Origin of the sequence: Winogradskyella ludwigii, assembly GCF_013403985.1 — a bacterium.
Lineage (GTDB): Bacteria > Bacteroidota > Bacteroidia > Flavobacteriales > Flavobacteriaceae > Winogradskyella > Winogradskyella ludwigii.
The window spans coordinates 366,743-386,981 of the sequence record NZ_JABFDF010000001.1 but is presented as its reverse complement, the minus strand read 5'-3'; the positions used below and the strand labels follow the sequence as shown (position 1 = coordinate 386,981).

General features: G+C 31.9%; 20 protein-coding genes. 5 read left to right on the top strand and 15 right to left on the bottom strand.

Annotated elements, in window-relative coordinates; all coding sequences use genetic code 11:
* From HM981_RS01670 to HM981_RS01660, 3 genes are read right to left on the bottom strand one after another with little or no spacing between them, the layout of a single operon-like run.
* Positions 1-546, bottom strand: coding sequence for an RNA polymerase sigma factor (locus HM981_RS01670; RefSeq protein WP_179336848.1), 546 nt, complete (start codon positions 544-546; stop codon positions 1-3).
* Entirely contained in the window at positions 537-1,649 is a 1,113-nt protein-coding gene (locus HM981_RS01665) for a glycosyltransferase (protein WP_179336847.1), read from the bottom strand. The genes HM981_RS01670 and HM981_RS01665 overlap by 10 nt, the downstream gene beginning before the upstream one ends.
* A gap of 6 nt (positions 1,650-1,655) precedes the next feature.
* On the bottom strand, positions 1,656-1,859 hold the full coding sequence (locus tag HM981_RS01660; protein ID WP_179336846.1) for a membrane or secreted protein: 204 nt from the start codon (positions 1,857-1,859) through the stop codon (positions 1,656-1,658).
* 131 nt (positions 1,860-1,990) lie between these two features.
* On the opposite strand from HM981_RS01660, the gene aqpZ reads away from it, so the two are divergent.
* Entirely contained in the window at positions 1,991-2,677 is a 687-nt protein-coding gene (aqpZ, locus tag HM981_RS01655) for an aquaporin Z (RefSeq protein ID WP_179336845.1), read from the top strand.
* A 68-nt stretch (positions 2,678-2,745) separates the two neighbouring features.
* Here aqpZ and HM981_RS01650 read toward each other — a convergent pair whose 3' ends face one another.
* The 5 genes from HM981_RS01650 to HM981_RS01630 all read right to left on the bottom strand — a co-directional run bounded on the left by HM981_RS01650 (position 2,746) and on the right by HM981_RS01630 (position 7,030).
* On the bottom strand, positions 2,746-3,537 hold the full coding sequence (locus tag HM981_RS01650; RefSeq protein ID WP_179336844.1) for an anti-sigma factor: 792 nt from the start codon (positions 3,535-3,537) through the stop codon (positions 2,746-2,748).
* Positions 3,538-3,548: 11 nt separating this feature from the next.
* The gene (locus tag HM981_RS01645; protein WP_179336843.1) at positions 3,549-4,082 is read right to left on the bottom strand and encodes an RNA polymerase sigma factor; all 534 of its coding nucleotides are present in this window, start codon (positions 4,080-4,082) and stop codon (positions 3,549-3,551) included.
* A gap of 196 nt (positions 4,083-4,278) precedes the next feature.
* Positions 4,279-5,292 carry a UDP-N-acetylmuramate dehydrogenase gene (gene murB, locus HM981_RS01640; protein ID WP_179336842.1) on the bottom strand — a complete coding sequence of 338 codons (1,014 nt, stop codon included), beginning with the start codon at positions 5,290-5,292 and terminating at the stop codon, positions 4,279-4,281.
* Positions 5,292-6,482, bottom strand: coding sequence for a pyridoxal phosphate-dependent aminotransferase (locus HM981_RS01635; protein WP_179336841.1), 1,191 nt, complete (start codon positions 6,480-6,482; stop codon positions 5,292-5,294). Before HM981_RS01635 ends, murB begins: the two co-directional genes overlap by 1 nt.
* Before the next feature lie 122 nt (positions 6,483-6,604).
* Positions 6,605-7,030: a DUF1573 domain-containing protein gene (locus HM981_RS01630; RefSeq protein WP_179337656.1), complete on the bottom strand. Its 426-nt coding sequence runs from the start codon at positions 7,028-7,030 to the stop codon at positions 6,605-6,607.
* A gap of 188 nt (positions 7,031-7,218) precedes the next feature.
* On the opposite strand from HM981_RS01630, the gene HM981_RS01625 reads away from it, so the two are divergent.
* The gene (locus HM981_RS01625) at positions 7,219-9,849 is read left to right on the top strand and encodes a valine--tRNA ligase (protein ID WP_179336840.1); all 2,631 of its coding nucleotides are present in this window, start codon (positions 7,219-7,221) and stop codon (positions 9,847-9,849) included.
* Positions 9,850-9,909: 60 nt separating this feature from the next.
* Here the strand turns inward: HM981_RS01625 and rodA are convergent, their stop codons facing one another.
* From rodA to purH, 6 genes are all read right to left on the bottom strand, one after another.
* Positions 9,910-11,190, bottom strand: coding sequence for a rod shape-determining protein RodA (gene rodA, locus HM981_RS01620; protein WP_179336839.1), 1,281 nt, complete (start codon positions 11,188-11,190; stop codon positions 9,910-9,912).
* Between the two features lie 6 nt (positions 11,191-11,196).
* On the bottom strand, positions 11,197-13,149 hold the full coding sequence (gene mrdA, locus HM981_RS01615) for a penicillin-binding protein 2 (RefSeq protein WP_179336838.1): 1,953 nt from the start codon (positions 13,147-13,149) through the stop codon (positions 11,197-11,199).
* On the bottom strand, positions 13,146-13,652 hold the full coding sequence (locus tag HM981_RS01610; RefSeq protein WP_179336837.1) for a rod shape-determining protein MreD: 507 nt from the start codon (positions 13,650-13,652) through the stop codon (positions 13,146-13,148). The genes mrdA and HM981_RS01610 overlap by 4 nt, the downstream gene beginning before the upstream one ends.
* The gene (gene mreC, locus HM981_RS01605; RefSeq protein WP_179336836.1) at positions 13,645-14,466 is read right to left on the bottom strand and encodes a rod shape-determining protein MreC; all 822 of its coding nucleotides are present in this window, start codon (positions 14,464-14,466) and stop codon (positions 13,645-13,647) included. The genes HM981_RS01610 and mreC overlap by 8 nt, the downstream gene beginning before the upstream one ends.
* A 10-nt stretch (positions 14,467-14,476) precedes the next feature.
* A complete protein-coding gene (locus HM981_RS01600) occupies positions 14,477-15,505 on the bottom strand; it encodes a rod shape-determining protein (RefSeq protein ID WP_179336835.1) in 1,029 nt (342 codons plus the stop codon).
* Positions 15,506-15,731: 226 nt separating this feature from the next.
* A complete protein-coding gene (gene purH, locus HM981_RS01595; RefSeq protein ID WP_179336834.1) occupies positions 15,732-17,261 on the bottom strand; it encodes a bifunctional phosphoribosylaminoimidazolecarboxamide formyltransferase/IMP cyclohydrolase in 1,530 nt (509 codons plus the stop codon).
* Between the two features lie 144 nt (positions 17,262-17,405).
* On the opposite strand from purH, the gene HM981_RS01590 reads away from it, so the two are divergent.
* Positions 17,406-18,659: an ABC transporter permease gene (locus HM981_RS01590; RefSeq protein WP_179336833.1), complete on the top strand. Its 1,254-nt coding sequence runs from the start codon at positions 17,406-17,408 to the stop codon at positions 18,657-18,659.
* Positions 18,660-18,688: 29 nt separating this feature from the next.
* Here HM981_RS01590 and HM981_RS01585 read toward each other — a convergent pair whose 3' ends face one another.
* Complete coding sequence (locus HM981_RS01585) at positions 18,689-19,147, bottom strand: GAF domain-containing protein (RefSeq protein WP_179336832.1); 459 nt, start codon at positions 19,145-19,147, stop codon at positions 18,689-18,691.
* A 93-nt stretch (positions 19,148-19,240) separates the two neighbouring features.
* Between HM981_RS01585 and xrtF the strand changes: the two genes are divergently transcribed.
* Complete coding sequence (xrtF, locus tag HM981_RS01580) at positions 19,241-19,792, top strand: exosortase family protein XrtF (protein ID WP_179336831.1); 552 nt, start codon at positions 19,241-19,243, stop codon at positions 19,790-19,792.
* On the top strand, positions 19,785-20,213 hold the full coding sequence (locus HM981_RS01575) for an exosortase F system-associated membrane protein (RefSeq protein WP_179336830.1): 429 nt from the start codon (positions 19,785-19,787) through the stop codon (positions 20,211-20,213). The genes xrtF and HM981_RS01575 overlap by 8 nt, the downstream gene beginning before the upstream one ends.
* Positions 20,214-20,239: the final 26 nt, after the last annotated feature.

The following is a 20,239-nucleotide window of genomic DNA, read 5'->3' as shown; positions in this document are numbered from 1 at the left end:
TTAAGATTTTGTAATAATTGCAGCCAATAGCTTTTTTGCTCTTAGTAGTTTAACTTTTACATTATTAATGGGTTCATTAAGTTCTTCTGATATTTCCTTATAACTCAACTCTTGGAAAAATCGTAAATTAATGACTTTTTGATAATGTGGTTTTAATTTTTTAATATCTCTTAAGAGATTGGCGAGATTTTGTTCGGTAATAATTTTGTCTTCAGGAGTTGGAGAATCATCAATAATTTCAAAATAATTAGCCTCGTTGTCTTTAGAAGTATTTCTAATTGAATGTTTTTGCTTTCTTACTAAATCAATATGAATGTTTTTAGAAATAGTAATTAGCCAAGTCTTAAATTTATAATCGTCGTTATAAGTTGCAATTTTGTCAAAGGCTTTTGAAAAGGATTGAATGGTAATATCTTCAGCATCATTTTCATTTTGAGTGCGTTTAAGCTGAAAAGCATAGACGTCATTCCAATACGTATCTAGAAGAAATTTGAAAGCGATTTGTTCTTTATTTTTTGCTTTTTTTATAGCTTCTTTTATTTCCAATGTTTTGGCTTAGATATCAAATTAGCAATAAAGATACTTAATTGTGTAGTAATTAAAAACAATTCTAAAATTGGTGCTAATATAATAAGATCAACTTCACCGAATTTTTTAGCTGTAAAACCAAAACAAAGCCATTGAATTAGAAAACGTAAGCTTATTAAAGCGACTATCCAATGCCATGAAAAGCCTATCGCTAAAAGTGAAATGCCAAGAATCCAGAATAGTAATTGTGTGCTAAAAAATAGGCCTAATAAAAATTGATGTTTCAATTTATAAAATGAAGCTGTACTAATATGTCTTCGTTTTTGAAGTATCCAAGCTTTAAACGATGTTTTAGGTTCAGAAATGGTAAAGCTGTCTTTAGTAAAACATAAAGCTGTATTTGATGAATTTGCGACTTCATTTATAAATAAGTCGTCATCACCAGATTTTATAGACATGTGATTGTTAAATCCAGAATTGTTAAAGAATAATTCTTTCCTGTAAGCCATGTTACGGCCAACTCCCATGTATGGAGATCCCATATTCGCATAAGAGAAATATTGAAGGGCCGTCATCACAGTTTCATACCTAATAAGTTTGTTTAAAAACGAAAACCTTTTTTTTGCATAAGCTCCATAACCTAAAACTATAGATTTTTTATTAGAAAAATGGCCACTCATATGTTCTAGCCAATGCTTTGAGTTTGGTGCGCAATCTGCATCAGTAAAAACAAGAAAATCGTGTTTGGATGCTTTAATTCCTAATGTGAGCGCATACTTTTTATTTCCCCAAAAAGCTTCATTGGTCTTAACATCTACAAGTTTGATGTTAAGGTTGTCTGCTTCAAAAGTTTTCATAACCTCTAATGTATCATCAAAAGAACTATCGTTGACTAATACAATTTCGAAGTTTGAATACTCCTGATTAATTATTAAAGGAATGTTTTTTTTTAAGTTTTCGGCTTCATTTTTAGCACAGACAATTACTGAAATTGGAATATGCTTTTTTAGTTGTTTATCGGCACGTTTAATGCTAAACGAGAAGAGAAAACTGAGATAATAAATAATTTGAACACTAACAACTGCAATAAATGCATAAAATAATAATAGGTAAAGCGTCATTAAGGCTTATGAGTGTTGAGGTTCACTACAGTCTTTATATTCTTCTGGAGATTTTCCGCAAAATCCACAAGCTTCACCTTCTTGGTTAAGCATTGGGTTTTGGCTTGCACAAGTACCAGCAAATTTTCCATCTTTTTTAGCCCAAATTTTTATAGCAATTCCTGCTACTGCTAAAGCTAATAATCCCAGTGTAATTAATAATAATTTCATTGTAAGCTTAATTTTTCACAAAGATAATGCTTTTACATTTATTTTCTGTTCATTTTGGTTGTGACTTAACGCTTTGATTGTGTGTCTCATCACTATTAAACATATATAATTAACTAATTAATTTATCAATTATGAAAAAATTATTCGCAGAGTTCTTCGGAACATTTTGGCTAGTATTTGGAGGTTGTGGTAGTGCTGTTTTTGCTGCTGGATTTCCTGAACTAGGAATTGGATTTGTAGGTGTTGCTTTGGCATTTGGTCTTACGGTATTAACTATGGCTTATGCAGTTGGGCATATTTCAGGAGCCCATTTTAATCCAGCAGTATCAATAGGTCTTTGGGCTGGAGGAAAATTTGAAGCTAAAGATTTACCAGGTTATATTATTTCTCAAGTTTTAGGTGCCATTGCAGCAGCTGGAGTATTATATGTTATTCTTTCTGGTAAAGTTGGGTTTGATGGCGTAGGTAGTTTTGCGGCTAATGGTTATGGAGATTTGTCACCAGATGGTTATAGTATGGCATCTGCATTGATAGCAGAATTTATACTAACAGCCTTTTTTCTATTGGTTATTTTAGGAAGTACATATCCAAAAGCACCTAAAGGATTTGCAGGTATAGCAATTGGTTTAGCTTTAGTTCTTATCCATTTAATTAGTATACCTATTACTAATACGTCAGTAAATCCGGCAAGATCTTTAAGTCAGGCTTTATTCTCTGAAGGAGCACATTTATCTCAGGTTTGGTTATTTTGGGTAGCTCCAATAGCAGGTGCAATCGCTGGAGGTATTATACATAGAACTTTATTCTCTAAAGACTAAGTCTAAATATTCAACAAAAAAAAGAGGCGCAATTTTAATTGCGCCTCTTTTTTTTATATAAAAGTATTTTATTTTTCTTTTAGAGAAATTTCAGCAACTTCAGTATCATTTTCGCTTGCGTTGTCTCCTTTTGTACCAATTTTAATACTAAGTGCTAATGCATCTTCCATATATGGGATTTGTTTTAGCTTACGGTCAGATTCATCTAAAATTCCTAAGTTCACCATTCTATCTTGCAACTCAGCCCAAATTTGGTATTGTTGCTCTTCTGGTAATTGAGGTAAAGTGATCACATCAATCATAGATGTTTTTTCAACCGAATTAATATAAGCTACAGTTTTTAAATTTTTGGCGCGTGCATTACCATTAATGACATATTTTCTAGAATCAGGATTATTAAGTTTTAATAATTCTCTAGATAACTCATCTAATTTAGAATTGTTACTTTCAATATCGCTTCTTAGATCAAAAATTTCATCTACAACCACATTGTTTTCACTACTTAAATCAATATTTTTTTGATAAAGCATAAATGATGTTGCAGCAAATAAAACGGCTGCTGCACTTGCTGCAATGCTATACCAAGGGGTTTTTCTGTCTTGAACTAATTGAATCACTTTAGTATCATTGGCTTCTTCTAAAGAATCCATAATGTTTCCTAACATATGATTTGGTAAATCAACAGCACCTGCTTTTGCTACAATTTCTAAATTATCTTGAAGTTTTTCATAAGCTTCAGCAGCTTCTGGATAGTTTGAAATAAAGTGTTCTACTTCTATAGATTCCTCTAAAGAAAGATCTCCAACCAAATACTTATTAAGTAGATCGGAATTTAAAAAGTTTTGTATTTGTTTTTCCATGATCAAATAATTTAGGGATTGTAGACTTTTTTAAGTTCTCGCAATCCTATTTTTAATCGAGATTTAATTGTGCCAAGCGGAATATCTAATTCATCACTTGCTTCTTGTTGTGTCATCCCTTGAAAAAATAAGGCATCTAGCACAATTTGATATTTATCTTCTAGTTTTCCAACATGTTGTTTGATGTCCATGACATCTTGATTAAAATTTGTTGTTGGTAGAATATATACGTTCGAAGTTTCAATTTGGACTTCTTTATGGAAACGATTATTAAAACTTCTTAGTTTATCTATAGCTGTATTTCGTGCTATACGAAACAGCCATGTAAAGAGTTTAGCTTTTGAGGCATCGTACTTTGAAGCATTTTTCCATACTTTAATGAAGGTTTCTTGTAACGCATCTTGAGCAATTTCTTCATTAATTGTAATTTTTAAGATTACACCATAAAGACTGTTAGAATAGTTTTCGTATAATAAATTCAACGCACGCTTATCTCCTTTTTGGAGATATGCGATAATTTTTTGTTCAGTAGGTGTAATACTCAAAATGTTAAAATCTTATTTTATTCGACTTTTAAAACGTCTAAAGCTAACTTATAAACGTAAATATAATTAAATACACCTAATAGGTGCTTATTATAAAGAATTAGAATGGTTTTATCTCTTAGGGATTTGATTAATAGCGTTTTCAAAAAAAATTATTCTAAACTCAAAAGTCACAATTTAGGTTGTGACTTTTGCTTTATATAATGTTCACTTCTGTTTCAATACTAATATTAAATAATCGTTTTACTGTTTTTTGAATCAACTGTGCCAATTCAAAAATTTCTTTTCCAGTTGCGTTGCCGTAATTTACTAAAACCAACGCTTGTTTGTCATGTACACCATAATCTTTAAAACGCTTTCCTTTGAAACCCGCTTTTTCAATAAGCCATCCAGCCGGTATTTTTATAGCTGTTTCTGATATTTTATAAGAAGGTGCTTCAGGAAAATTTTGTTCTAGTTCAGTGAACTCTTCAGCAGTAATAATTGGATTCTTAAAAAAACTACCACTATTACCAATTTCTTTTGGATCTGGTAATTTACTTTGTCTAATGGCAATTACAGCATTTGAAATATCTTGAATTGTAGGTTGCGTTATACTTTGAGTGTCTAATTCATTTCTAATAACACCATAGTCTGTGTGTAATTGATGGTTTAAGGTTGTAAGCTCAAGATTTACACTCGTAATAATATACTCTCCTTTGATACCTTGTTTAAAGATGGATTCTCTATAACCAAAATTACAATCTGATTTTAAAAATGTTTTTACAGACTGATCTTTTATGTTTACGGCTTCACAACTTACAAAAACATCTTTTAGCTCAACTCCATAAGCACCAATATTTTGAATTGGAGCTGTACCAATATTACCTGGTATTAAAGATAAATTTTCAATACCACCATAATTATGCTGTAAGCACCATAGTACAAAATTGTGCCAGTTTTCGCCAGCCATAGCTTTTACAATAACGGTATTTTTAGAGGTGCTTACGACTTCAATTCCTTTTAAATTAATATGAAGTACTAAAGCTTCAATATCTTTAGTTAACAACATATTACTTCCTCCTCCTAGAATAAAAAGAGGATTAGAATGCTGTTTTTTTAATATCGTGTTTAGTGCTTCAATAGAATTAATATCGCAGTATGAAGCTGCTTTAGCATCGATACCAAACGTATTAAATGGTTTTAATGAAGCATTATTAATAACAGTCATTAGTCCTTATATACTTTAAGTGCTTCCTCTAAAATTTTCACTGAAATCTTTAGACTCTCTTCGTTTAAAACGTAAGCAATACGAATTTGGTTTAGTCCTACACCTGGAGTAGAGTAGAAGCCAGCAGCTGGAGCAACCATAACAGTATCATTATTATAATCGAAAGATTCTAATAACCATTTTGCAAAATCGTCTGAGTTTTTTACAGGTAATTCTGCGATGCAATAAAAAGCACCATTTGGAGTCGCTACTTTAACACCTTCTATTTTTTCTAAGGCTTCAATTAAAGTGTTTCTTCGTTTTACATATTCCTCAATAACATCATCAAAATAACTTTGTGGTGTTTCTAAAGCCGCTTCACTTGCAATTTGTGCTAATGTAGGTGGACTTAAACGAGCTTGAGCAAATTTCAATGCCGTTTTGATAAAGGCTTTATTTTTAGAAACTAAATAACCAATACGTGCACCACACATACTGTAACGTTTAGAAACTGAATCTATAACAATAGCATGTTCTTCTAATCCTGGTTCTTGTAGAATAGAATAGTGTTCCATACCATCGTAAACAAATTCTCTGTATACTTCGTCTGCAATTAAAAACAAATCGTGTTTTTTTACAATTGCAGCCAATTGTTTTATTTCTTCTTTTGAATATAAGTAACCTGTTGGGTTTCCTGGATTACAAATTAGAATTCCTTTAGTTTTTGGTGTTATAAGCTTTTCAAATTCTTCAATTGGAGGTAATGCAAAATTATCTTCAATTTTAGAGATTACAGGAACAACATTTACACCTGAAGCTGTAGAAAAACCATTGTAATTTGCGTAAAATGGCTCTGGGATTATAACTTCATCTCCAACATCCATAATACTTCCAAAGGCAAATAAAAGCGCCTCACTTCCGCCTGTAGTCACAATAATATCATTGTGAGTAACATTTATAGAATTCCGTTTATAATAGTCTGCTATTTTTATTCTATAGGTTTCGGAGCCTTCAGATCTGCTGTAAGCTATGGTCTCTAGAGTGTTATTTTTAATAGCGTCAAGAGCAACTTGCGGAGTTTTTATGTCTGGCTGACCTATATTAAGGTAATAAATATTTTTACCCTTTTTTTGAGCTTCTTCAGCATAGGGAACCAATTTTCTAATTGGAGATTCTGGCATATTGATGCCTTTGTTTGATATTGTTGGCATTGTATATTTGTTTTAAAATGCTAAGTTCTGAAAATTCTTAAAGCTTATATAAAGAAAAGACATAAAAAAAATGAGTCCTTTATGTGAGGACTCATTTTTTAAGTTATTGTAAGCGTAATTGATTATTGCTCAATCATACTTTTACTTTTCTTTTCTAAAACACTTGTTTTATTTGAATCGATAACCGTTCCTTTAATTTTTAAAGCTACAGTTGGTGTATCAGCATTAGAAAATACAGTAATAGTTTTTCTAATTGGGTTGACTCTTTTAGTATCGTATTTTACTTCAATTACTCCAGATTCACCAGGAAGAATTGGTCCTTTTGGTTTCTTAGGCACTGTACATCCACAAGTAGATTTTACATTAGATATTACTAAAGGTGCATCACCAGTATTGGTAAACTCAAAAACTCTAACTCCATCAGCACCTTTTTCAATGGTACCGTAATCTATCACGTCTGTCTTAAATTCTATTTTTGCAACTTTTTCTTGTGCATAAGAACCTAAGCTCATTAATCCTACAAATAATACTGCTAATAAATTTTTCATCATTTTAATTTTGATTAGTCAAACTTAGTCACTTTTTCATTCCTAACAAAATTTATTAGACGTAATACACTCCATTTAACAGAATTTATGGCTTTTAAACCCATATTCTTACGTTAATAATTTCTCTAAATAGGAATTATAAGTACTTTTGCTCGTTATTATAAGTTATTACAAAAACAATACCAAACATGGAAATTCCTTCTAAATATAATGCACTGTCAGTAGAAAGTAAATGGTACGACTACTGGATGCAAAACAATTATTTTCACTCTAAACCAGACGAAAGAGAACCTTATACTATTGTAATTCCTCCACCAAACGTGACAGGAATATTGCATATGGGACACATGTTGAATAATACTATTCAAGATGTATTAATTCGTCGTGCACGTTTATTAGGTAAAAATGCCTGTTGGGTTCCTGGTACAGATCACGCATCTATTGCTACAGAAGCTAAGGTTGTTGCTAAATTAAAGGAACAAGGGATTGATAAAAATGATTTAACACGCGAAGAGTTTTTAGAACACGCTTGGGAATGGACAGAAGAATACGGAGGCGTAATCTTAGAACAGCTTAAAAAACTAGGTTGTTCTTGTGATTGGGACAGAACTAAGTTCACCATGGACGATGATATGTCTGAAGCTGTAATTAAAGTATTTGTTGATTTATATAGCAAAGGCTTAATTTATAGAGGATACCGAATGGTAAATTGGGATCCAGAAGCCAAAACAACTTTGTCTGACGAGGAAGTAATCCATGTTGAAAAGCAAGGTTTACTTTATTACCTTGAATATAAAATTGAAGGTAGCGATGAAAAATTAACCATTGCAACTACAAGACCAGAAACTATTTTTGGAGATACTGCGATTTGTATCAATCCAAATGATGAACGTTTTACACATTTAAAAGGGAAGAAAGCCATTGTTCCTTTAAATGGACGTGTTATTCCTATTATTGAAGACGAATATGTAGATTTAGAATTTGGTACAGGTTGTTTAAAAGTAACACCTGCTCATGATGAAAATGATAAAGTTTTAGGAGATAAGCATAATTTAGAGGTTATAGATATTTTTAATGACGATGCTAGTTTAAATAGCTTCGGATTGCATTACGAAGGTCAAGATCGTTTTGTTGTAAGAAAAGCAGTTACTAAAGAATTAGAAGGAGCTGGTATTTTAGTAAAAACTGAAAACCACATTAATAAAGTAGGAACTTCAGAACGTACAAAAGCTGTAATCGAACCAAGATTAAGTGATCAGTGGTTTCTTAAAATGGAAGATTTAGCAAAACCTGCTATTGATGCCGTTTTAAAAACAGGTGAAGTAAAATTATTTCCTAAGAAATTCGAAAATACCTATCGTCATTGGATGGAGAATATTCGTGATTGGAATATCTCTCGTCAGTTACTTTGGGGACAACAGATTCCTGCTTATTTCTATGGCGACGGAAAAGAAGATTTTGTAGTTGCAGAAACTATTGAAGACGCTTTAAAATTAGCACAAGAGAAAACTAATAATTCAGCTTTAAGAATCGAAGACTTAAAGCAAGATACTGATGCATTAGATACATGGTTCTCTTCTTGGCTTTGGCCAATGAGCGTTTTTGATGGAATTAGAAATCCTGAAAACGAAGAAATTAAATACTATTATCCAACAAATGATTTAGTAACTGGTCCAGATATTTTATTCTTCTGGGTTGCACGTATGATTGTTGCAGGTTACGAGTATAGAGATGAAAAACCTTTTGAAAATGTTTATTTAACTGGTTTAGTTAGAGATAAGCAAAGACGAAAAATGTCTAAATCTTTAGGGAACTCGCCAGATGCCTTAAAATTAATTGAAGATTATAGTGCAGATGGTGTACGTGTAGGTTTATTATTAAGTTCAGCTGCCGGAAACGATTTAATGTTTGATGAAGCCCTTTGCCAACAAGGAAAAGGTTTAGGTAATAAAATATGGTCTGCGTTCTATTTAACTAATTTATGGGAAGTTGAAGATATTGAGCAGCCACAGTCTAGTAAAATAGCTATCGAATGGTTCGAGTCTAAATTTCAGAAAGTACTTTTAGAAATAGAAGATCACTTTAGTAAATATAGATTGTCTGATGCTATAATGGCAATCTATAAGTTAATAAATGATGATTTTGCATCTTGGTTATTAGAGATTGTAAAACCAGCCTACCAACAGCCAATAGATTCAAAAACATATAATGCTGTTATGGTAATTTTTGAAGATATTCTAAAAGTAGCTCATCCATTTATGCCATTTATTACAGAAGAAATCTGGCAAACTATAAGTGACAGAACACCAGATGAAGCGTTGATAGTTTCTAAATGGCCAGAAGCAAAATCAATTAATGAAAATTTGATTTCTGAATTTGAATTTGCAACTGAAGTTATCTCTGGTATCAGAAACATTAGAAAACAAAAGAATATAGCTTTTAAAGATGCTATTGGTTTTTCAATAGTGAATAACGAAAATGTAAATTCGACGTTTGATGCAGTGATTTCAAAATTAGGAAATCTTGAAAGTTTCGAGTATGTAACGGAAGCTGTTGAAGGCGCATTAACTTATAGAGTAAAATCTAACGAATACTTTATTCCTATGGAAGGAAGTATTGATATTGAAGCAGAAATAGAAAAGCTTTCTGAAGAGTTAAAATATACAGAAGGATTTTTGAAGTCAGTACAAAGAAAATTATCCAATGAGCGTTTTGTTGCAGGTGCACCAGAACAAGTAGTAGCAGCAGAAAAGAAAAAAGAAGCCGATGCTTTAGCTAAGATTGAAACCATTAAAGCAAGTTTATCGAGTTTAAAATAGAGATAAACTTCATTATTATAAGTAATAAAAAAAGACTGCCATAAAGGTGGTCTTTTTTATTTACCACTCATTAATCCTATTACTATCCAACTTCACAAAAATAAACAGCAAAATAGTAAAGCCCCAAAGTCCAGAGCCGCCATAACTGAAAAAGGGTAGTGGAATACCAACAGTTGGAATTAAACCCATAACCATACCAATATTAATCGTAAAATGGACAAATAATATAGAAGCTACACCATAACCATACACACGACTAAATTGTGATTTTTGGGCTTCAGCGAGATATAAAACTCTAATGATAAGTAGAACAAACGTAATCACTACGAAGCTTGTACCTAAGAATCCCCATTCCTCACCAACTGTACTAAATATATAATCGGTGTGTTGTTCTGGTACAAATTTACCAGTTGTTCTAGTGCCTTGTAAAAAGCCTTTCCCTGAAACACCTCCAGAACTAATGGCTTGTTCAGATTGAATAAGGTTGTAAGCTTCGGCTTTTTTCATCCGTTCTAGCTTTGTTGGGTCTTTTTCTAAGCGTAACCAAAGGCTAATTCTATTTTGTTGATGGATTTTTAAACCATGCTGATAGAATAGTTTTACACCATAAGAAAAGCTTACACAAACTAAAAGGACTATAATATATTGTAATATTGAACCTCGTTTTTTCCGTCTAATAAAGTAAACACTAGCAATAATAATAGTAGCTATAATAGCGGTTATTACGATACCAAATTTTAGACCTAAAACGGCAAGTATTATTAATGATAAAGCGATGATTAAATAGACCTGTTGTAAGCCTTCACGATAAAAAACAAAGAAAAAAGCTAAGTAAACAATAGTACTACCAGCATCATTTTGAAGTAAAATAAGTAAAGCAGGAGTAAAAATAATAGCAGCAACCCTTAACTGATCTTTTACGGTTTGCATATTGGTTTGTAAATCACTGATGTACTTAGCGACAGCTAACGCTGTAGCAAATTTAGCGAATTCACTAGGTTGGATGGTCATACTACCAATACCATACCATGAACGTGCGCCATTAACATCCTTACCGAAAATGAATAAACCAATTAAGGCTAATATGGCGACGAAATATATAACACTGGCAAATTGCTCATAGAATTTGGCTTCAAATGATAAAATAAAAACAATGAGTAAAAATGTTAAACCAACAAACACAAGGTGTTTCCCATAAAGTTGATCTGTATCAAAATAGCTTGTGACCTCACCAATATGAGATGCTGATAAGATATTAAGATATCCAAAACCTAGTAATAATAGAAATAGGATGATGGTAATCCAATCGAAATTAAAATTTTTTTGATTTACTCTTAACATGAAAGATTATAATTTTAAGTCGCTTGGTTTTTCAATTTTAATAGGATTTTTTTCTTCGATGGCATAATTCTCAATGACCTGAAGTGTTGTTTCACGATTAATTTTGAAAGGTTCTCCAGAATATGGTTTTTTGTATTCGTTTTCTAGACTATGGGTTAAGATCCAATTTTCTAAATCTGTTCTTGTAATATCTCCTTTAATATGTTTTTCAATCATTAAACTTGCCATTCGTCCTGCAAACCGACTTCCCCAATATCCGTTTTCAACAAATACAGCAATAGCAATTTTTGGATTATCTTTTGGTGCAAATGCTACAAAGATAGAATGATCTGTAAGTTGGGTTTTCACACTATCAATTTTCATAAAGTTTTCTGCAGTACCTGTTTTTCCACAGATATCAATACCAGGAATTCTTAATGAAGCAGCTGTTCCTTCGTTATAAACATCAAACATACCTTGAACTACAGGTTCAAAATGACGCTTGTCAATGGTTGTGTAATTTGGTGTTGTATATTTACTATCAATAGTTTCACCTTCAATATTTTTTATAATATGAGGAGTATAATAATAACCACGGTTTCCTATCGCAGCAACCATATTTGCAAGTTGAATTGGAGTTGCTTCAACTTCGCCTTGACCAATAGCGTTAGAAACAATATAGGTAGATCCCCAGCGATTGTCTCCGTATTGTCTATCGTAATAATCTCCATCCGGAATTCGTCCAGGTTGTCCAACTGATAAATCATTGTTTAGGAAATTACCTAAACCAAAACTTTTGGCGTGATTAGCCCAAACATTCATGCCTTTTCCAGCATCATCATACTTGTCAACAATTCGTCTATACACATTTACAAAATAGGCATTACAAGATTGTGCAATACCATCATTCATATCCAATGGACTTTTATGATGATGACAACCTGTTAATTTTCGACTACCATAATAGTAGCCCATTCTGCATGCAAATTTATCATGAGTATCTACAACTCCTTCTTGTAAGCCAATAAGTGCATTAATAACTTTAAATGGAGAACCTGGAGGATATTGTGCTTGTAAACCTCTATCAAAAGTTGGTTTGTTTACCTTGTCTAGAAATAATCGAGAAAAATTCTTGTTACGTTCTCTACCGACTAATAAATTAGGGTTGTAACTTGGGCCTGTTACCATCGCCAAAATTTCGCCGCTACTAGGATCAATAGCAACAATACCTCCTCGTTTATGTTTCATTAATAATTCGCCATAAGCTTGTAATTCAGAATCAATAGTTATGGTAACGTCTTTTCCTGGTTGTGGTAAAGTATCTAGTTTTCCTTCTTTAAAAGGACCTATATTTTTGTTAAATCGATCTTTTTGAATGAATTTAATGCCTTTTACTCCACGTAAGGTTTCTTCGTAAGTCTTTTCAATACCTTGTTTTCCAATAAGATCTCCTAAACTATAATACGCATCATTTTGAATAATTTTACGATTAACCTCTCCAAGATCACCAAGAACATTGGCTCCAATACTTGTTTGGTACGATCTAAGTGATCGTTTTAAAATGTAGAAACCTTCAAATTTTCTTATTTTTTCTTGAAGAACTGCATAATCTTTTTTTGATAGTTGAGGTACAAAAGGTGAGGGTAACCTTGGCGAATAATGCCTTGCTTTTTCTAATTTCTTGTCGTAATCTGCTCTTGTGATTTTTAAAAGGCTACAAAACTCTTCTATTTCTAAAGAATCTAAAGGAGCAACTTCACGCGGAATTACCATCACATCATAAGACGGTTGGTTAGCTACTAAAAGTTTTCCGTTTCTGTCATAAACATAGCCACGTTTAGGATAATTGTATTCTTTTCTAATGGCAGTGTCTTCAAATATATTGTAAGCAGAATTGTTATAAACTTGAAGGTAAAATAAACGTGCAATAAATACAAGACCAACAAGAATAACAGTTGTTAATAATAGCAGTTTTCTCATTTACGGTTTCGGCTAAATAATATTATTAATAATAGACTTAGGAGTATAGTGAAGATACTAGAAAATAACGTCTTTTTTAAGATTAATAGTATATTGGAAATGTTAAAAATTTCTAGCGAGAATAATATTAAATGATGAATAACGGTACCTAAAGTGATATATGTGATTAAGCTACCAATATCTGTAGTGGTAAACTTTATACTTTGATGCTCGTACAACATACCAAATGAACTTTTTAAAAGTACTGGTCTGGCATAAGCTAATGAGACAGCAGCTGCAGCATGCACTCCACCTGAGTCTGAAAATAAATCGACGAACATACCTAACAAGAAACTTACTAATAAAAGCATTAATCGTTCTTCTTTGATAGGAAATAGAAAAATGAATATAATATAGATGTATGGATTAATATAACCAAAGAAATCAATATGATTACAAATGACCACCTGCGCTAACAGAAGCAAAATAAATCGAGCGATATTTAAGCCTGTAACGTTATTCATTGGTATTATTTTCTAAAGAACGAATTTCGTTACGGTTTAAATTTTCTACGATATAAACCGCTCCAATATTGGTCATATCATTAAATAATTTGACTTGAATGGTATACGTATCTCCGCTAATATCACTTTCAAAACTAGTAATGGTACCAATACCAATTCCTTTTGGGAAAATTGAAGATTCCCCTCCTGTTTCAATAGTATCTCCGACTTTTACGGGAGCAAACTGAGAAACATCTTCAAGTTGAACATAAATAGGGGATTCACCATTCCATGTTAAAGAACCAATATGATTAGTAGATTTAATTTTAGCATTAATTCTACTTTTTGAATTTAATATAGACAGTGTAGTCGAATAATTTTTAGAGGTATTATCAATTATTCCAATAATCCCGTTAGAAGTCATAACTCCGAAATCTCTTTTAATACTATCGTTTTTACCTTTGTTTAATGTAAGATAGTTATTGGTTAAAGAATAACTGTTTTTATAAACGTCTGCAATCGTAATTCTATATTTTCCTTTGGAGTATGTACTATCAATAAATGAAGAATCCGTTGCGATATTAGTATTAAGTAATTGCTCTCTTAAACGTTTGTTTTCTTCAGCTAGAATATCGTTTTTAATTTTCAAGTTGAAATATTGGTCCACAGAATTCATGGTACCATAAACACCTCCAGTTAAACCGTTGGCTGAATTTATAAATTTACTCCTATGATAAGAATGCGATTGAATGGTTAAAGCTAAGGCAATACTAAAAAGCAAAGAAAACAACAGAAAGGTTTTGTTTCTTATAACAAAATTAAAAATTTGTTGCATTAGTTATGGCTTATTTAATCAATACGCTTTTGTATTTAGGTAAGTTTTTAAGTACGATTCCGGTACCTCTTACAACAGCTCTTAATGGATCTTCTGCGATATAAACAGGTAAATCTGTTTTTTGAGATAAACGTTTATCTAAACCTCTAAGCATTGAGCCACCACCTGCTAAGTATATTCCTGTATTGTAAATATCTGCAGCTAATTCTGGAGGTGTTTGAGATAAGGTTTCCATTACAGAATCTTCAATACGTAAGATTGATTTGTCTAATGCTTTCGCAATTTCTCTGAATGAAATTTGAACTTGTTTTGGTTTTCCTGTTAATAAATCTCGTCCTTGAACGCTCATATCTTCTGGAGGTAATTCTAAATCTTCAGTAGCAGCACCAATTTGAATCTTGATTTTTTCAGCAGTTCTATCTCCAACATACAAGTTGTGCTGTGTTCTCATGTAATAGATAATATCATTTGTAAATACATCTCCTGCAACTTTTACAGATTTGTCACAAACAATACCTCCAAGGGCAATCACGGCGATCTCAGTGGTACCACCTCCAATATCAACAATCATGTTTCCTTTTGGTTGCATAATATCTATGCCAATACCAATAGCAGCAGCCATTGGTTCATGTATTAAATAAACTTCTTTTCCGTTAACACGCTCACAAGATTCTTTTACAGCTCGCATTTCTACTTCTGTAATTCCAGAAGGAATACAAACCACCATGCGTAATGCAGGATTAAAAAACTTCTTCTTCAGTGCAGGTATGTTTTTAATAAACATGCTAATCATCTGCTCCGAAGCATCAAAATCTGCAATTACACCATCTTTCAATGGACGAATGGTTTTAATGTTTTCGTGCGTTTTTCCTTGCATCATGTTGGCTTCTTTACCAACGGCTATAATTTTTCCGCTAATGCGGTCTCTTGCTACTATCGATGGATTGTCAACAACAACTTTGTCATTGTGGATTATCAGTGTATTTGCGGTTCCTAAATCTATGGCTATTTCTTCCGTTAGGAAATCAAAAAATCCCATGTGCTATTCTTAATTATTTCGGGTTATTCTCGTCTTTTTTTAAGACTATCAGTAAAAGTAATAAAATATACGTTATTTATACGGTTATAGATGTTTATTGCGAAACTTTTTTTGTTTTTTTTTATACATTGATAAAGCAATGTGTTGCCTAAATGTTTACGTAAAAAAAAAGAACCCAAAATTAAGGTGAATTATACCTCGATTTTGGGTTCTAAAAGTAAGCTATTTAGTGCTTGAAATGACGTGTGCCTGTCATTACCATAGCCACATTGTTTTCATTACAATAGTCAATACTTAATTGATCTTTTATAGAGCCACCTGGTTGTATAACAGCGCTAATACCAGCGTTATCTGCAATTTCTACACAGTCTGGAAAAGGAAAAAATGCATCACTCGCCATTACCGAACCTTTTAAATCAAATTTAAATGATTGCGCTTTGTGTATCGCTTGGTTTAAAGCATCAACTCTACTAGTTTGTCCTGTACCACTTGCACATAATTGTTTGCCTTTAACTAAGACAATTGTATTTGATTTCGTGTGTTTACAAATTTTAGAAGCAAATATTAAATCGTCTAATTCTTGAGTTGTAGCGGTTGTTTTTGTAACTGCTTTTAAACCTTCAAGTGTATCTGTAATGTTGTTTCTATCCTGAACTAAAACACCATTTAAACAACTTCTTACGTTGGTTTGTGGCATTTCAATATCTTTTAGAATTAAAAGGATTCTGTTTTTCTTTCCTTTTAAAATGTCTAAAGCTTCAGGTGAAAATGAAGGTGCAATAACCACTTCACAGAATAATTTGTGAATCTCTTCTGCTGTTGCAACATCAATTTCAGTATTACTGATTAAAACTCCACCAAAAGCCGAAACAGGATCTCCTGCCAAAGCATCTACATAAGCTTGGTGTAAGGTGTCTCTTTGAGCCAACCCACAAGCGTTGTTGTGTTTTAATACGGCAAATGTTGGTGCGTCGTTTTTGAATTCTAGCATTAAATTGACAGCTGCATCAACATCTAAAAGATTGTTATAACTTAATTCTTTACCATGAAGTTTTGTGAAAATTTCATCAAAATCACCAAAGAAAAATCCTTTTTGATGTGGGTTTTCGCCATATCGTAAAACTTTTCCATTGTTTTCAGAGATTTTTAATGATGGAATCTCATTGTTTTTGTTGAAGTAATTGAAAATTGCAGAATCGTAATGCGATGATACATTAAATGCTTTTGCTGCAAATTGTTTTCTGTCTTCTTCAGATGTCTCTCCATTTTTAGTTTCTAACAATTCTAAAAATTCAGCATAATCGTCAACTGAAGATACGCAAGTTACATCGGCATAATTTTTAGCTGCAGCTCTAATTAAAGAAATACCTCCAATATCTATTTTTTCTATTATATCCTGATTAGCAGCTCCTGAAGCTACTGTTTTTTCAAAAGGATATAAATCTACAATAACTACATCAATTTGTGGAATGTCAAATTCTTTTAGTTCAGCAACATCACCTTCGTGATTCTGACGATTTAAAATCCCTCCAAATACTTTTGGATGAAGTGTTTTTACGCGTCCACCAAGTATAGACGGATAAGATGTTACATCTTCTACAGGTACAACTTTAATACCTAGGTCTTTGATGAATTTCTCAGTGCCTCCAGTTGAATAAATGGTGACGTTGAGGTCGTTTAATTTTTTTACAATTGGTGCTAATCCATCTTTACTAAATACAGAAATTAGTGCCGATGAAATGGTTTTGTTACTCATAATGTTGTGTTGTGTTTTTAGATGGTGCAAAAATAGGGATATTCAAAACGATAGCTTTGTGCTAAATTGAGTTTCTTTCAGTTTTTTGTAACAATAAATTGTTGAAAACGTCCTATATTTAAAATCTTATAAAAGAACTTATAAATGCTAGTCTATTTACGTTTACTAAAAGAGAGTTTTTCGTTTGCTTTAAATGCACTTCGTAACAATAAACTCAGGACCTTTTTATCGCTATTAGGTGTAACTGTAGGTATATTTTCTATTATTGCTGTTCTGGCTGCAGTAGATTCATTAGACAAAACAATAACATCTCAATTAAGTTCTTTAGATAGTAATACCATGTATTTGGCCAGTTTTTCTTTTGGGCCAACAGATGTACCAAGATGGAAACGCGAAACATTTGATGAAATTTCTTATAACGAATTTAAAACTTTGCAATCCTCAATAGGAGATGCTGAACATATTGGCTTACAAAAATTTGTGAAGCGCGAAAATATTAGATATGAATCTGAGCAAGTGAATAGTGTAAATACGGTTGTGGTGTCTCATGAGTTTAGTGACATACAAGTATTACAATTTGAAAAGGGCCGTTTTTATAATGAATCTGAATCTAATTCGGGAAAAGCTGTTGTAGTTATAGGTTCGGAAATCGCAAAGGCGCTTTTTGGAGACTTTGAACCTCTTGGGAAAAAGGTGCGTTTGTATGGTCAGAAATTTACAGTTATTGGAGTTGTAAAAAAAGAAGGCTCTGGTTTATTTGGAGATAGTAATGACGAATCTATATTTCTTCCTGCTAATTATATTAGAAATAGATATGGTGATAATAATGCTAGCATTAGAAATATTGTAATAATAAAACCCAAAGAAGATGCCGATATTGATGGTTTAAAAGCTGAAATTATTCAGGTATTAAGAAATAAACGTGGTATTAAGCCTGACGAAATAAATTCGTTTTTTATAACCATTGTAGCTGGTTTACAGAATTTAATTGATGGTATTATTAGCAGTTTAAATATAATAGGTTGGGTAATTAGTGGTTTTTCACTTTTAGTTGGAGGCTTTGGTATAGCTAATATTATGTTTGTAAGTGTAAAGGAACGGACTAATCTAATTGGAATTCAGAAATCTTTAGGAGCAAAAAATAAATTTATATTATTTCAATTTTTATTTGAAGCCGTTATCTTAGCTGTAGTTGGTGGACTCGTAGGTTTATTTCTAGTCTGGATTGGTACCATAATAGGAAGTAGTCTTACTGAGGATTTCGAATTTGTGTTGTCTCCTCAAAATATGGCTCTTGGATTTTTTATATCTTCGGTAATTGGACTTATTTCAGGAGTGATTCCTGCATTAAGAGCTTCTAGATTAGATCCGGTTGAAGCCATAAGAACAGGTATGTAGTTTTTCTTTACAGCTGTTTAGCGAAAAAATTATTTTAATATTGAAGCAACTTCTTTACAAACAAATTCTAAGAATCTTTCGTCTGCTTCTGTAAATGGATCTGGAGTATTAGAGTCTATATCTATTTGTCCAATATTTTCTCCGTTTACAAAGATTGGGATTACAATTTCGGCTTTAACGGTTATGCTGCATGCAATATAATTGTCTTGAGCAGCCACATCTGCAACCACAAAATTCTCATTGCTTACAGCAACTTGTCCACAAATACCTTTTCCAAACGGAATTATGATATGATCTGTTGGTTCCCCAACGTAAGGTCCTAATTTTAATTCGTCCTTATCTCCGTTTTTAAAATAAAAACCAACCCAATTATAGTAGCTAATATTTGTATCTAGAATTTCGCAAATCTTTAATAAGCGTTGATCTACACTAAGATTTTCTTGTGCTACAATCGATTTTATTTCGGGTTTTAGGTCTTGTAAATTCATGAGTAAAAATAAATTTTTGTAAAAGTATCTAAAAACCCCTATTTTAATATGTAGTTTTTTATAAATTTAACAGCAATCTAACACAAACACTATTTGAAATCACTTTTAATAAAATATAAATCTGTTATTCGTTTTATAGTTACATTCTTAGCTGTTTATGGTGTTTTAACTATTGGTTATAATGTGTATTTAAATGCCTCAGACGGTTCTAAATTTTATCCGGATTACTTAACACACTTAGTGGCAGAGCACACTAATGCTTTGTTAAATAGTGTTGATTACCAAACAGATATTGTGGCACATCCTAGTGAGCCTTCAATTAAAATTATAATTAATGGAAAGTACGTGGCTCGTGTTATTGAAGGTTGTAATGGTATAAGTATTATTATTATGTTTCTGTCTTTTATTGTGGCTTTTGCCGGTAAGTTTAAAACTACTTTTTTCTACGGTCTCGCTGGTAGTATTATTATTTATGCGTTTAATTTAATTAGAATTGTAATTTTATCTATTGGATTATATCATTATCCATGGAGAAGAGAAATTTTACATACCGTTATATTTCCTATGTTAATTTACGGAACTGTTTTTTTACTTTGGATGGTTTGGGTAAATCGATTCTCTAAAAAAGTAAAATCTAATGCATAAAAAAGTTACTTATATATTAGTAGGATTATTAGTGCTGTTACTAGTCTTAATTAGAGCTTATGAAAACGTTCTGTTTTACGATCCTTACTTAACGTTTTTTGAAAACGACTACTTATATATAGATAGTCCGAGGAGGGAAGTGTTAAAGCTGGTGTTGTCTACAACATTTCGGTTTTTATTGAATACGGTAATTTCGTTAGGAATTTTATATCTCATTTTTAAGGATAAAAGTATTGTCAAGTTTTCGATAATAATCTTTGCTGTCGCTTATGTTTTATTGCTGATTCCGTTTTTATATTTTGTAATAAACCCGAATCAAGAAGATTACTATTTGTTTTTCAATATTAGACGCTTTTTAATTCAACCTATTGGATTAATTTTGCTCTTGCCAGCTTTCTATTACTATAAGCTTAATCGTTAATAGTTTAATAATTAACATTATGAATT